Annotated in this window: 12 protein-coding genes; 8 read left to right on the top strand and 4 right to left on the bottom strand. The window is 74.7% G+C overall.

Features of this window, described 5'->3' with window-relative positions:
• The first annotated feature begins 98 nt into the window (after positions 1–98).
• Entirely contained in the window at positions 99–995 is an 897-nt protein-coding gene (locus tag AMK27_RS09275; protein WP_073904632.1) for an NAD-dependent protein deacetylase, read from the top strand.
• 45 nt (positions 996–1040) lie between these two features.
• Here AMK27_RS09275 and AMK27_RS09280 read toward each other — a convergent pair whose 3' ends face one another.
• Together AMK27_RS09280 and AMK27_RS43545 are read right to left on the bottom strand one after the other, a co-directional pair.
• Positions 1041–1952, bottom strand: coding sequence for a YihY/virulence factor BrkB family protein (locus tag AMK27_RS09280; protein ID WP_073904634.1), 912 nt, complete (start codon positions 1950–1952; stop codon positions 1041–1043).
• 40 nt (positions 1953–1992) lie between these two features.
• Positions 1993–2922 (bottom strand): hypothetical protein, encoded by a 930-nt coding sequence (locus tag AMK27_RS43545; RefSeq protein WP_241847399.1) that lies wholly within the window; start codon positions 2920–2922, stop codon positions 1993–1995.
• On the opposite strand from AMK27_RS43545, the gene AMK27_RS44520 reads away from it, so the two are divergent.
• Positions 2839–3018 (top strand): EF-hand domain-containing protein, encoded by a 180-nt coding sequence (locus AMK27_RS44520; protein ID WP_252122097.1) that lies wholly within the window; start codon positions 2839–2841, stop codon positions 3016–3018. The two genes, AMK27_RS43545 and AMK27_RS44520, sit on opposite strands and share 84 nt — an antisense overlap.
• A 300-nt stretch (positions 3019–3318) precedes the next feature.
• Here the strand turns inward: AMK27_RS44520 and AMK27_RS09295 are convergent, their stop codons facing one another.
• Positions 3319–4926: a S8 family peptidase gene (locus AMK27_RS09295; RefSeq protein ID WP_073904640.1), complete on the bottom strand. Its 1608-nt coding sequence runs from the start codon at positions 4924–4926 to the stop codon at positions 3319–3321.
• A gap of 668 nt (positions 4927–5594) precedes the next feature.
• Between AMK27_RS09295 and AMK27_RS09300 the strand changes: the two genes are divergently transcribed.
• From AMK27_RS09300 to AMK27_RS09325, 5 genes are all read left to right on the top strand, one after another.
• A complete protein-coding gene (locus AMK27_RS09300) occupies positions 5595–8495 on the top strand; it encodes a LuxR C-terminal-related transcriptional regulator (RefSeq protein ID WP_073904642.1) in 2901 nt (966 codons plus the stop codon).
• A 548-nt stretch (positions 8496–9043) separates the two neighbouring features.
• Entirely contained in the window at positions 9044–9481 is a 438-nt protein-coding gene (panD, locus tag AMK27_RS09305) for an aspartate 1-decarboxylase (RefSeq protein ID WP_073904644.1), read from the top strand.
• Between the two features lie 28 nt (positions 9482–9509).
• Positions 9510–9854 (top strand): GNAT family N-acetyltransferase, encoded by a 345-nt coding sequence (locus AMK27_RS09310; protein WP_073904646.1) that lies wholly within the window; start codon positions 9510–9512, stop codon positions 9852–9854.
• A complete protein-coding gene (locus AMK27_RS09315) occupies positions 9848–10519 on the top strand; it encodes an arylsulfatase (RefSeq protein ID WP_241847400.1) in 672 nt (223 codons plus the stop codon). Before AMK27_RS09310 ends, AMK27_RS09315 begins: the two co-directional genes overlap by 7 nt.
• Positions 10520–10903: 384 nt before the next feature.
• Positions 10904–12316: a transglycosylase family protein gene (locus AMK27_RS09325; protein WP_073904650.1), complete on the top strand. Its 1413-nt coding sequence runs from the start codon at positions 10904–10906 to the stop codon at positions 12314–12316.
• Here the strand turns inward: AMK27_RS09325 and AMK27_RS09330 are convergent.
• Positions 12197–13204 (bottom strand): DMT family transporter, encoded by a 1008-nt coding sequence (locus tag AMK27_RS09330; protein ID WP_073904652.1) that lies wholly within the window; start codon positions 13202–13204, stop codon positions 12197–12199. The two genes, AMK27_RS09325 and AMK27_RS09330, sit on opposite strands and share 120 nt — an antisense overlap.
• 244 nt (positions 13205–13448) lie before the next feature.
• On the opposite strand from AMK27_RS09330, the gene AMK27_RS09335 reads away from it, so the two are divergent.
• Positions 13449–14162 (top strand): (2Fe-2S)-binding protein, encoded by a 714-nt coding sequence (locus AMK27_RS09335; RefSeq protein ID WP_073904654.1) that lies wholly within the window; start codon positions 13449–13451, stop codon positions 14160–14162.
• The last annotated feature ends 84 nt before the right edge of the window (positions 14163–14246 follow it).

The following is a 14246-nucleotide window of genomic DNA, read 5'->3' on the forward strand; positions in this document are numbered from 1 at the left end:
CGGCCCGATCACGGAGAGTAGTGCTTTCGTGGCGCGCTGTGGATCGCACGCCTCCGCCGTGCAGGCCGGTAGCCGCGCCGGCTCCGTACCCTGGTGGCATGCGTATGCGCCCCACTCTGAGCTGGACCCCCACCGAGGACCTGCTGCCGGGCACCACCAGTCTGGAGCCGGTCGCCGACGCGCTGAGCGCCGGAGGCGTCCTGGTGCTCAGCGGGGCGGGCATCTCCACGGAGTCGGGCATCCCCGACTACCGGGGCGAGGGTGGAAGCCTGAGCCGGCACACCCCGATGACCTACCAGGAGTTCACCGCCGATGCCTTGGCGCGGCGCCGGTACTGGGCGCGCAGCCACCTCGGCTGGCGTACCTTCGGCCGCGCACGGCCCAACGCCGGGCACCGGGCCGTGGCCGCCTTCGGACGGCAGGGCCTGCTCGCGGGAGTGATCACCCAGAACGTCGACGGCCTGCACCAGTCGGCCGGCAGCGAGGACGTCGTGGAGCTGCACGGAAGCCTGGAGCGGGTCGTCTGTCTCTCCTGCGGGGCCTTCAGTCCGCGCCGCGAGCTCGCCCGTCGGCTGGAGCAGGCCAACGCGGGCTTCGAGCCGGTCACGGCCGGAATCAACCCGGACGGTGACGCCGACCTCACCGACGAACAGGTTGGCGACTTCCAGGTGGTGCCCTGCGCCGGCTGCGGGGGCACCCTCAAGCCGGACGTGGTGTTCTTCGGCGAAGCGGTTCCGCCGCAGCGCGTCGAGCGCTGCCGTGAGCTGGTACGTCAGGCAGCCTCGTTGCTGGTTCTGGGGTCGTCCCTCACCGTGATGAGCGGGCTCCGGTTCGTCCGCCAGGCGGCCCAGGCCGGAAAACCGGTGCTGATCGTCAACCGGGACCCGACTCGGGGCGACCGGCACGCCGTCACGCGGGTGGCCCTGCCTCTGGGGGAGGCCCTCACCACCGTCGCCGGCCGGCTGGACATCCCCGGCGGCCTCGCCGACGGATAGGCGGTGGGAGGCGCGCGCGGTGCTCACTGCCGCCGCGCGCCGCCGCTATCCGGGGGAGGAGGCGGTCTCGGCGCTCGCCGGTGCCTCATCGGTCCGTTCCCCGTTCTGGGCGAGCACCGCGTTGAACTGCGCGCCGGTGAGGAGGGCCAGATTGCTGAACCACAGCCACACGAGGAACACGACGGTCCCCGCCAGGGAACCGTACAGGCGGCTGTAGGTCCCGAACTGTGTGTAGACGGTGAAGAGCGCCGAAGCGCTGAGCCACAGGAACGCCGCCAGCGCACCGCCCGGGAACCCCCGGCGTACGCCGCGGGCCTGGACCGGCCCGGTCCGGTAGAGGACGAGGATCAGCGCCGTGACGATCACCAGGAGCACGGGCCAACGCAGCACGGCGATGCCGACCGTGCTCGAGTGGCCGACGGCCGCGGCGAGCTGACGGGCCACGGGTCCGGTCGCGACGAGCCCGGCGGCGCCCGCCACGAGCAGGCCCAGCAGCGCGCCTGCGGTGAGCACGAGGACGTGCGCCGCGCGCAGCGGCGGCCGCGTGTCGGGCAGCCTGTGCATCGCGTGCAGCGCGCGACGGAAGACCGCCAGGTAGCTGGAGGCCGACCACAGAGCGCTCAGGACTCCGCTGACGAGCAGGGCCCACAGGGAGGAGGGCGCCGAGGTGACGCCCTCCAGCGCCTCCCGCAGCACCTGGGCCGACTGCGGAGGGACGTAGGATGTGAGGTCGCGGATCAGGTGCTCGCGGGCGTCGGTCCCGGCCAGTCCCACCAGGGAGACCGAGACGAGCAGGGCGGGCACGAGCGCCAGCACCGCGTAGTAGGTGAGTGCGGCGGCGGAGTCCGCGACGTTGTCGTCCCAGAGGCGTACGGCGGTGGTACGCAGGGTCGAGCGTCCCCGTCTCAGCGGTTCGCCGAGCCGGTCTCCCGGGGTCTTCTGGTGCGTGTGGCGCATGGTCGATGTCACGGTGCCTTCCTGCCCTGTGTCGCCGCTCTCATCCACCGCGGACCAGCCTGCATCCGGTCGGCATCCGGTCGGCATGAGTTTCCGGGCCTTCCGGAGCGGTCCCCGTGCGTCCCACTGTCCGTCGGCACGGGTGGCGGGACCATCCTCCCGTCGGGGACGAACGCCTCCGCCCCGTCCTCGTCCGGCCCGTGTCGTCCGGCATCCGGATCAGGGCGACCCGGGCATGCTCGACACGCCCCTGCCTGTGGGTCAGTTCGACCCAGGTGAACTCGCTGTCCTCGAGCACCGCGGCGGTGGCCCACGCCCCGCCTCCGGCGCTGTCGGTGACCGCCCCGTGGGTGGCCGCCCGCAGGAGCGGGACGTCCTCGGCCCGGCAGTGCGCCGCCACCAGGAGCGCGGCGAGCCGCCGTTCCCGGTACCAGTCGGTTCGTCGGGGGCTCTCGTGTTCCAGCAGGAGCCGGAGCAGCGGCAGGTCTCCGTCCCGTCGGTCGTGCCACGCGGCCCGTACCGTCACCGCGCGCAGCACCGCGTCCTCGGCAGCCTCCTGGCGTGCGTCGGCGTCGCCGGAGCGCAGCGGTTCCAGCGGCTCCAGACCAGGGGCGAGGACGATCTCACGCAGGGACTGCCGGTACGACGCGTGCAGCCGGTACGCGCACAGCTCGTCGGAGTTGAGGAGGAGGTGGTCCGGCTCGGTGCGCCGGCCGGCCGACTCCGTGAGCGTGGTGGCCCGGGGGCGTTGGCCGGTGAGGCGGTCCCGTCCGAAGGCTTGGTCGTCAGCGTGCCGCCGACGGTGTGGCAGGGTGGTGGGCGTGTGGGCCTTCGGGGCCCGTGAACGTGAGAGAGGTATGTCGTGAACGAGGCCGAGCTCAGGGCGCTGTTCGACGAGATCGACACGGACGGCGACGGGCGGATCAACATCGTCGAGCTGGCGGAGGGATTCAAGGCCGAGGGCGCCCATGGGCATCTTTCGGAAGAGGTCAAGAAGGCTATGGCGGCTGACGCGAACCACGACGGGGTCCTCGACTTCGACGAGTTCCGCACCCTGCTGAAGTAGCGCCAGGCCCGACGGCGTCGGCGCCGTCTCACGATCGCCCCGTTCCGGACCCCCTCCGGGACGGGGCGATCGGCATCCGGCCAGCATGGGTCCCCGCGAGTCCTGGGCTGGAACGGATGGTTCCCGACATGGCCCGACAGCTCGCCCGCGGCAGCGATCGGGCCGTCGCCTCAAGCGGCGCGACGGCCCCGTTCCCGGCGGAGTGCGCCGGGAACGGGGCCGCCGCGTGGGCGGGCGACCGGCTTCACGCGGGAGGCCGGCTTCACGCGGGCGACCCGCTTCACGCGGGAGGCCGGCGGGTCAGAACTGGAGCGACCAGGCGTTGATGTAGCCGGTGTCGTTGGTCCAGTTGTCGGTGGCGCGGAGCTTCCAGGTGCCGTCGGCGGACTCGCCGGAGGCGTTGACGGTGAAGGTGCCCTGGATGTTGTCGGCGCTGTCGTTGGAGTTGTAGTCCTTGAGGACGAACGCGGTGCCGTCGGGGGCGACGAGCTCCAGCCTCACGTCGCCGCGGTAGGTGTGGCGGACGTCGACGGTGACGGCGAGGTTCGAGGGCGCGTTGCCGGTGACTCCGGTGACCGCCAGCGGGGAGTCGACGGTGGCGTTGTCGCGGATCTGGTAGTCGTCGGTGTTCTCGAACTTCTTGCCGGTGGGCGGCGGGGTGGTGCCACCGGTGCCGGTGTAGAGGAGCTTGTTGGGCGAGCCGGTGCGGGCGTCGGTGACCTTGTCGGCCGTGGCGTCGGCGACCAGCCTGTCGCGGACCTGGGCCGGGGTCCAGGTCGGGTTGGCGGCGAGCAGCAGGGCGGCCGCGCCGGCGACGTGGGGGGCGGCCATGGAGGTGCCGCTCATCGTCTGGGAGGCGGTGTCGCCGGAGTTGGAGGTGGAGACGATGCTGTCGCCGGGGGCGAAGATGTCCAGGCAGGTGCCGTAGTTGGAGCCCTGGCCGTTGGACCAGCCCGTGGCTCGGGCGTCGCGGCTGTTGGTGGCGCCGGCCGTGATGGCCGACGGGGTGGAGGACGGGGAGTAGGAGCAGGAGTCGGCGTTGTTGTTGCCGGCCGCGACGACCCAGGTGACGCCGGAGGCTATGGAGGCCGCGACCGCGTCGTTCACCGACTGGGTCTTTCCACCGCCGATGCTCATGTTGGCCACGGCGGGCTTGACAGCGTTCTTGGTGACCCAGTCGATGCCCGCGAGGACCGGGGCCCAGGTGTCGCCCGAGGTGCCCTGGCAGTTCAGTACGCGGACGCCGATGAGCTTGACGCCCTTGGCGACGCCGTAGGAGCCGCCGCCGACGGTGCCCGCGACGTGAGTGCCGTGGCCCTGGCAGTCGGAGGCGTTGGAGTCGTTGTCGATGAAGTCGTAACCGCTGACGGCGCGGTTGCCGAAGTCGCGGTGGCTCATGCGGATGCCGGTGTCCACGATGTACGCGTTCACGTTGGAGGCGGTGGTGCCGTAGGTGTAGCTCTTGTCCACGGGAAGGCTGCGCTGGTCGACGCGGTCCAGGCCCCAGGAGGGCGGCGAGGGCTGGGTGTCGACCGCGTAGGCGACGCCGTCCGCCTCCACGCGGGCCACGCTGGGCTCGGCGGCCAGGTCCTGGGCCTGGCTCTCCGACATGCGGACGGCGAAGCCGCGCAGAGCGGCGGTGTAGGTGTAGCGGAGGCTGCCGGCGTGGCGCTTGGCCAGGGCGCGGGCGGAGGCGGGCACGTCGGCCGAGGTGACGGAGCCCTTGAAGGTGACGATGTAGGAGCCTTCGACCGCGCCGGGTCGGTCCGCGCCGACGATGCGGTTCTCCCCGCCGCCGGGCGGTGTGGGCGCGGCCGTGGCCGCGGTGGTCGCGGAGGCCACGGCGAGCAGGGCGGCACTTGTGCTGATGGCGAGCAGGCGCCGGAGGGCGCGAGCGTCGAACTCCATGACGGCTTCCTTCGTGGGAGGTGTCCGGACCGGGGTCGGTGTCCGGAGGGCGGCATCCGTTCCGCCGGTTGCTCCGGGCGCGCTCCGTCAGGGGTGGGACGGCGCGCGCCCGGAGGATGGCCGCCGGCCGGCCGAGACGGTGGTCCGGGTGGGGACCGTGACGATCCGTCGGCCGAAGGCGGTCGTACGGGCGCCGCTGTTGGCGGCGCCGGGACGGCGGGACGGGGTGACGTGGCGTACGGAGCGGGCTCCGCGACGCACGGATCCGGTCACGCCGTACGGCTGCGTGGGGTGCTGCCGCCCCGTGCCTCCAGCGGTCGGGGACCGTGGTGGACGGGGATGGCGCGACCGGACCGCCCAGAGCTTCGGTCACCGGGGAGGAGGCCGGCAATGCGTAGCGCTACCCAAAGAGTGGGGACGGGACGTCACCGCCCGTCGCCTGGCGGAGACCGCGCCGGGCCGACGGGATTCCGTGGGTAGCCGCCCCCTATTGCGACGGAGGCACCGCTGCCGGTAGACCACCTGCGGGTGGAGCCACCTGCGGGTGGACCCACCCGCCCGGCGGACACCGCGGCCGCGCCCGCGGCGCGACACGTGGAGTCCGGTCCCCGGGACCTCCACGACGTGTGACGGAGCCACCGGGTGGGTGGCCGGTGAAAGGCGGAGCCGTGGAGAGACGCCCCTGCGACGCGCCGCACGGCGAAGTGCCCTCCGAAGGGGCCGGGTTCGTCGGCCGAAACGAGGAGGTACGGCGACTCCGGGCGGCCCTGCGCGCGGGGCGCGGTGTCGTCGTCGTGCGCGGGGAGGCCTGGGCCGGGACGTCACGGCTCGTGGACGAGGTGCTCGGCGGGGCGGAGTTCGCGGAGTGGACGCAGCTGCGCGGGACATGCCCGGACGGCGCGGAACCGCTGCCCTTCGAGGCCGTCGCCTCGGCCTTGGCCCAACTCCCGTACCCTCCCGCCCAGGCCGACCGGACGGCACCCGTCACCGGAGTCGTGGGACTCGTCGTGCCCGAACTGGCCGACCGCCTGCCGGACCCGCCCGCGTCGGCCTCGGACCCGGAGGTACGTCGAGGACTGCTCCCCCGCGCGGTGGCGACCCTGCTCGGCTCGCTCGGCGACACCGTGCTGGTCCTGGAAGAGGTCCACCTCGCCGACCCCGCGACGCTCCGGCTGCTCGACCGGCTCGCGGACGACCTGCCCGCCGGGCTGCGGCTGGTGCTGACCGAGGACGCCGCCCCCGGGCTGCCGGTTCTCGGTGTCCGTACCCGGGCAGCGGGGCGGTACGAGGAGATCCGCGTACGGCCCTGGACACGGGAGGAGACGAAGCAGTGCGTCCGCCGGTGGGCGGCGGGGTGCCCGCAGGTCCGGCCGGAGGAGCTGGCGGAGCTCGCCGCACTCGTGCACGAACTGTCCGGCGGACTGCCCGGAGCCGCCGGCGCCCTCCTCGACGACGCCCGGGAGCTGCTCTCGGCCGGCGCGGAGAACGGCACGGCGGGGCCCGCGGTGCTCGCCGTCGTACGGGAGGCGGAGGTGCCGGGGCGGGTGGCCCGGGAGTTCGCCCGGCGGTGCGGGCCGCTGGGGGAGGAGGCCCGGCGTCTCGTCGAGGCGGCCGCGGTCCTCGGCCGGCCGGCCCCCGTCGGCGTCCTCGCCGAGGTGGCGGAGTGTCTGCCCGGGGCGGCCGAAGCGGCGGTCGACGCGTGCGTACGGCGGTCCGTGCTGCGCGCCGAAGGGCCGTCGCTGTCCTTCCGGCATCCGCTGGACCGCCGGGCCGCGCTGGCGCGGGTCCCGGGGCCGCGGGCGGCGCGGCTCGCTCTGCGCGCCGCCCGCGCCCTCCACCGCGCGGGTGACGGGCCGGTGCCGCTGGTCGACCTCGCCCGGCTGTACGCGGCCGCCGGACACGTCCGCGCGAGCCTGCGCTGCCTGGTGGTGGCCGCCGACCGGGCGGCTGCCGCCGGCGACTACGCCACCGCCACCCGCCTGTACACCCGGGCCGTGGTCGAGGACCCCCGGGCCGAGGGCCGGGTGCGCACCGCCGCGAAACTGGCCCGCACCGCCCAACTGGCGCGGGCCGACGAGCAGGTGGTCGCCGCCGTGCGCACCGTCCTCGACGAGGACGACCCGCCGCCCCGGCTGCGCGGCGAGATCCGCCTGCACCTCAGCGTGGTCCTGCGCAACCAGACCGGCGGAGCGCTGGACAGCCTCGAAGAGGTCGCCCGCGCCATCCCCGACCTGGAGACGTCCGATCCGCAGACCGCCGCACGGGCCATGGCCGTCGCCGCCATCCCCTCCCTCCAGGGCTGGCCCGTCGACCGGCACCGGCACTGGCTGGACCGCGGCGAGACGCTCACGGAGCAGGTCACCGACCCGGTCGCCCGGGCCGCCATCGCCGCCAACCGGGCCACCGCTCTGATGCTCGTCGGCGATCCGCGCGCCTGGCACGCCGCGGAGGCACTGCGCGGGCCGGCCGGGTCCGCCATGGAGGCCGCGCACCACGCCCGGGGCTGGACCAACCTGGCGCACGCGGCCAGCGCGCTCGGACACGGCACGCGGGCACGGGACTTCCTCGACCGGGCCGTCACCGGTCTCGCCGACAGCAGCAGCCCGTATCTGGAAGGACTCGTCGGCACCGCCCGACTGGTCCTCGCCTGGCACGGCGGCCGCTGGGATGGTCTGCACGCCGCCGCCGACCGCACCACCCGGCTCTACCAGGAGATACCCGACCTGACCGCCGAGGCGATGCTGGTGCGCGGACTGACCTCGCTCCACGCGCTCGGCGACGTCCCCCGGGCCCGCCACGACCTCGCCGAGGCCGCCCGCACCGCGTGCTACGACACCGGCTTCATCCTCACGTCCTCGGCCGCCGCCACCGCCCGCGTCCACCTGGAGGCGGGCCGCCCCGGGCAGGCGTGCGAGGCCGTGGAGGACGTACTGCGCCGGATCGAACGGACCCGGGGCTGGATGTGGGGGAGCGAAGTCCTGCCCGTCGCCGTGGAGGCCCTCCACGGCGACGGCCGCACGGCGCGGGCCCGGCGGCTCGTCGCCGACTTCGCCGCGGGCTCCGCGGACGCCGACGCGCCCGCCGCCCACGCGGCGCTCACCGTGTGCCGCGCGCTGCTCGCGGAGGCCGCGGGCCGCCCCGGTGACGCGGTCGCCCTGCTGACGGACGCGGAGGAGCGGTGGCGCCTGCTCGACCGCCCGCTCGATGCCGCCCGCGCCGCGGAGGCCCGCGGGCGGTGTCTGCTCGACCTGCACGGAGAGGCCGCGGCCCAGGGGGTCCAGGACGTCGTCGAGGTCTACCGGCACCTGGGCGCCCGCTGGGACGTCGCACGGTGCCAACGACTGCTGCGGCGCCACGCCATCGTCACCACCCACCGCCGGGGCCGCCTGGGCTACGGCGACCAGCTGTCCCCGCGCGAGGAGGAGGTGGCCCGACTCGTCGTCCAGGGCCGCGCCAACCGGGACATCGCCGAGAGCCTCGTGCTGTCCACCCGCACCGTGGAGCACCACGTGGCCCGCATCATGCGGAAGCAGCACGCCGCGTCGAGGGGCGACATCGCCCTGCCGTGAGAGAGGAGGCCGCCCTGGAGGCGAACGGTGAGCCGACGCCGGGGCCGCCTGCCGTTCGGCGTGCGACGCGTGGAACGGCCGACGCGCCGGCCCGTCACAGGGCCGGGAGCGGCGGGGACCCGTTCAGACGGCCCTCGCCTGGGCGGTGGGCATCGGCGGCAGGCATCGGCGCCGAACGGTCCGACAAGGAGCCGGGGCTCGACGGCGACGCGGCCACGGCCGTGGTCGTCGCCGCGCAGGACGCGGTCATGGAACACCGCGCGGTCGATGCCCTCGCGAACCCGAGGCGGACCGGGCGCCGGACGCCGGGACGGTCCCGGCGTCCGGCGGAGGGCCTCAGGCGCGGACGGCCGCCGCGGCGCCGATCGCGCAGAGCAGAGCAGTCGTCCCCACAGGCGTCGGCGCGAAGGGTCAGCCCCGGGCGGGAAGCCGTCCAGCCCGGCCGGAGCGATCTTCCTCACAAACAACGCACGGGGGCACGGGTGTAGGGTCGAGCCCGCCCTTGACCTGCACAAAGCAGGCAGGGAGCCGTCTCAGAGGAGTCCACTGTGCTGCGCACTCTGTTCAAGTCCAAGATCCACCGGGCCACCGTGACCCAGGCCGACCTGCACTACGTCGGTTCCGTCACCGTCGACGCCGATCTCATGGAGGCGGCCGATCTCCTGCCCGGTGAGCTCGTGCACATCGTCGACATCGACAACGGCGCCCGACTCGAGACCTATGTGATCGAGGGGGAGCGCGGGTCCGGTGTGATCGGGATCAACGGTGCCGCCGCCCATCTGGTCCACCCCGGCGACCTCGTGATCCTGATCAGCTACGCGCAGGTCGAGGACGCCGAGGCCCGTGCGTTCGTGCCGCGCGTCGTGCACGTCGACGGCGACAACCGCATCGTGGAGTTGGGGACCGACGCCTCCGCGCCCGTCCCCGGGAGCGACACGGTGCGCGGCCCGCACGCCGTGCCCGCGACCGCCGCCGCGCACATCTGACCGCACCACGCCGAGGGAGCGTCGCCGCATGGCCGAGCCGGAGATTCGTGACGACCGGGCGAAGGGCCGCCTCGAGGCCTTCGAGGACGGCACGTACGTCGGTGTCGTCGTCTACTTCGTACTCACCTCCGAGCCGCACGCCCTCGTCGCCGTGCACACGGTCGTCGAGGACGGCCACGAGGGCAAGGGCGTCGCCGGGGCGCTCGTGCGCGAGTTCTACGCGATCGCCGCACGGGAGGGCGTACCCGTCGTCCCGCTCTGCCCGTACGCCGCCGCCTGGGCCGAGCGGCACCCCGACGAGGCGCCGGCCGCCCCGTCCGAGGTGGTCGACGCGGCGAAGCTCCAGCTGAAGGCCACCCCGGGCCTGTGGTGACCGCGCCCGGAACCCTGGCCCTGCTGCACACCTCACCGGTCCACGTGCCCGTCTTCGACGGGCTCCGGGACCGGCACCACCCCGGGCTCGTCCTGCGGCACCTCGTCGACGAGGAGCTGCTGGTACGGGCCAGGGAGGCGGGTCCCGGGGCGGTCGCCGGTCCGGTGGCCGCCGCCCTCGCGGCGGCCGTCGCGGACGGCGCGGAAGCCGTGCTCTGCACCTGTTCCACACTGGGCGGGATCGCCGAGCGGCAGGCGGGCGCCCTCGGCGTCCCCGTGCTCCGGGTGGACCGGCCGATGGCCGCCGAAGCCGCCCGGTACCGTCGGATCGTCGTCGTGGCCGCACTGCGCTCCACCCTCGAACCCACGGTCGCCCTCATCGCCGAGGAGGCGGCACCGGAGACCCCGCATATCCGCACCGTCGTGGTGGAGGGGGCCTGGGAGCTGTTCGAGGCGGGCGACCGGGACGGCTACCTCGACGCCGTGGCGGCGGCCGTGGACGGCGCGGCCCCGGCGGAGGACGGCGTCGTCGTCCTCGCGCAGGCGTCCATGGCCGACGCCGTCGCCCGGACGGCCACCTCGCGCCCGGTCCTGGCGAGTCCGCGCCTCGGCCTCGCCGCCGCGGCCGCCGCGGTGTCCGGTCCGCGCGGCGCGGCCGGCGGCTGACCCGGAGGGCGGGGTCCGGCGGGCGCCGCGGCGCCCGCCGGGCCACCCTGGGGAGGGAGGAACCCGTCGACCGAGAGGTCCGTGATGACCCACCCGTACCCCGATCCGCTGCCCCCCTCGCCCATCCCGCCGCCGGCCCCCGCACCGCCGCCGGTGCCCCCGCCGAACCCGGTGCCGGTCCCTCCGGATCCCGACCCGAGCCCGGCGCCGCAGCCCGGCGGACCCGTGCCGGAACCCGAGCCCCAGCCCCAGCCGGGACCCGCCGGCCGGGGGCCCGCGTCAACGGGAAGGTGACACAAGGGGCTTGGGCTTTGGCGAATCCCTTGTCACGGAGCGTGCGCCACCCCTAACTTGGACGGCTGCTGCTGTGTTCAAGGGGGGCCCATGGCCGTACGCGGACGTCACCGCCGCCACCAGCCGAGCCGGATCAACCGTGCTTCGCTCACCGTCACCGCGGGAGGCGCCGGAATGGCGCTGCCCCTCATCGGTGCGGGCACCGTTCATGCCGCCTCGCTCGATGTCTGGGAGAAGGTCGCGTCCTGCGAGTCGACCTCCCACTGGCACATCAACACGGGCAACGGCTACTTCGGCGGTCTGCAGTTCAGCCAGTCCACCTGGGAGGCCTACGGCGGCACGCACTACGCGCCGCGCGCCGACCTCGCCTCCAAGGACCAGCAGATCGCGATCGCGGAGCGGGTCCTGAAGGGCCAGGGGCCGGGCGCCTGGCCGTCCTGCGGGCCCGCCGCGGGCCTCGCCCGGGGCGGAGACGCCCCGGACATCACCCCCGGCGGTACGGGGACCACGAAGGCCTCCCGCGCCGGGAACACGCCCAGCACCGCCTCCCTGCCCGGTCAGCGCGCCTTATCCGAGCGCCCGGCCAGGAACGTCGGCCCGACCGCCGTCCCCACCGTCCGTGAGATGTACACGGTGACGCCCGGCGACTCCCTGTCGAAGATCGCCCGCGACGAGCGGGTGCAGGGCGGCTGGAAGCGCCTGTACGACGCGAACCGGCCCGTCGTCGGCGACGACCCCGACCTCATCCACCCCGGCCAGCGCCTGACCCTGCGCATCGCCGCCCCCGCGAAGCCGCCGACGAAGGCCCCCTCGGTCGCGACGGCCCCGCCGAAGCTCTCGGGACCGGGCACCGCGCCCCGGACCAGGCCCGCCGCACCGCCGACCGCGAAGCCGACCGCGAAGCCGGTCGCCCAGCAGCCCGCGGCGAAGCCGGTGACCAAGCCCGCCACCAAGCCGGCTGCCAAGCCGCCCGTGAAGCAGGTGTCCAAGCCCGCCACGAAGCCCGTGGCGAAGCAGGTGGCCAAACCCGCCACCAAGCCCAAGCCGAAGCCCGCTCCCCGGCCCGCCACCAAGCCGCGGCCTTCCGAGGCGTCGGAGGCCCGCTACTCCGCCCCCGTCTCCGCCGGGATCGGCACCCGCTACGGCAAGCCGGGCTCCTCCTGGTCCAGCGGCTACCACACCGGCGTCGACTTCCCCGTGCCCACCGGCACCTCCGTCAAGGCCGTGGCGGAGGGACGCATCGTCTCCGCCGGGTGGGGAGGCGCGTACGGCTACCAGATCGTGCTCCGCCACGACGACGGCCGCTACAGCCAGTACGCCCACCTGTCCGCGCTCGCCGTGCGGGAGGGCCAGCGGGTCACCGCCGGCCAGCGCATCGGCCGGTCAGGATCGACCGGCAACAGCTCGGGACCGCATCTGCACTTCGAGGTACGGACGGGTCCCGGGTACGGCTCCGACATCGACCCCCTGGCCTACCTCAGGGCGCGCGGGGTCTCCCTCTGACCCCGCTGCTGGCCCGGAGTCCGGCGCACGCCCCTGACCCGGTGCCGGCGGTGACTCGGCCGGCACCGTCATCCGGTCCAGCGTGAGCTGGATCAGGCCGCCCGCGGCCACCGCGCCGCTGATCAGCGCGGCGACGGTGCCCGCCGCGCCGTAGCGGAAGCTCTCGCCGAACAGGGTCAGGCCCACGGCCGCGGCGACCACCGGATTGACCACCGTGACGGTGGCCAGCGGGGCCGCGAGCCCCGCGCCCCGGTACGAGGCCTGGGACAGCAGCAGCCCGGTCACCGCGAGCGCCGAGAGCACCAGGAGCGCGGGCCACTGAGCGAGCGGCGCGCCGGGCGTCCACTCCTCCGCCACGGATTTCGTGAAGACCGAGGCGATGCCGAAGGCGACACCCGCGGCGGCGGCCAGGACGACGCTGCGCAGCACCGACCTGCCCACCAGGTGCGCGGCCGCGAACAGCAGGGCCACCAGCCCGAAGGTGCAGCCGGCGAGCAGCCACCGGTCGCCGTCGGCGAGCGACCGGGCCTCGGCACCGCTCGTGAGGCTGAGCAGTCCGGCCAGACCCACCGTGGCCATCACGGCGCCGCGCCAGGCCCGCGAACCGGCCTTGCGGCCGACGAACAGCGCGGCCATGGGCAGCGCGAACACGATCGTGAGCGCACCCAGCGGCTGGACCAGGCTGAGCGGTCCGTACGCGAGGGCCGCGACGTGCAGGGTGGCGCCGAGGCCGTTGAGCAGGACGGAGCCCCACCAGGCCGGGCTGCGCAGCGGCGCGTAGCGCGGACCTGCGGCGGAGGCCGCGACCCGCTCCTGCACGATCGCCGCGGCCGCGTAGGCGACCGCCGAGACCAGGGCCAGGAGGACGGACAGCAGGAGGGGACTCATACCTTCCACGATCTCTCTTCCCGGCCGATCGCGTCGTCGTACCAGGGGACGTCTTCGCGGGTACACCTGGCGCAGTACATGGGCCGGACGTACGCCTGGAGATGTACACCCGTGCAGGTCAGAACGGGTGCAAAGCGACTTTTTCGAGCCGTGCCGAAGAGCTGTGCGGAGCGGTTACCGTGGTCGGAATCCGTGCCCGGAAGACCTCGGCACGCGACCGCGACCGGAACATGGGGGAGCTCGGGTGGATCTCGTCGAGAGCGGCTCGGTGGGCGGATTCTTCGCCCTGCGCACCAGCGCGCCGGAGAGCGGCGGCGGGCACCGCCCGCTCGCGCGCCTGTACGCGGGCGAGGACGGGCCCCTCCACGCGCGCGTGGACCGGGTCGCCGCCCGGCTGGGCGCCCCCGAGCGGCGCGTCGGGGCGTCCGTCGCCCACCTCGGGCTCGCCGCCCGGCTCTGGTCGACCGCCCTCGGGCCCGCCGCCCTCCACGGCCGCTTCCCCGCCCTCGACCCCGCCGAGCTGTACTGGGACGGAACCCTCACCTCACCCGACGACCTGTGGTGGGCCGGCTCCGGCACCCGCCCCGGGACCGTCGAGGAGCTCCGCGCGGCCGTCCAGGAGGCCCACCTCGTGCCCTTCCACGCGGCACTCCGCCGCGACGGGCGGATCTCCCCGCGCCTGCTCTGGGGCAACGCGGGCTCCGCCCTGGCCGGCGCGCTGCGCGAGCTGACCCGCTGGGCGCACGCCCACGACCGCCCCGAGGCCGCCGCACGGGCCGCCGAGCTGGTCTCCGGACTCCTCGACCACCCCGACCTCGCCGGTACGGTCCGCGGGCCCCGGCTGCGCCGCTCCAGCTGCTGCCTCTACTACCGCTGCCCCGGCGCGGGACTGTGCGGCGACTGTGTCTTCGACCACGCCCCCCGAACGGGTTTGGAGGGGCGGGCCCCCGCTCCGTAAAGTTGCTGAGGTTGCCGTCGTACGCGTCCACGGACGGTGACAGCCCACGAACGGTGACGTACGAGCGAACGAGGAACCCGAAGG

The organism is Streptomyces sp. CB02009 (genome assembly GCF_001905825.1).
In the GTDB taxonomy this organism is placed as follows: Bacteria; Actinomycetota; Actinomycetes; order Streptomycetales; family Streptomycetaceae; genus Streptomyces.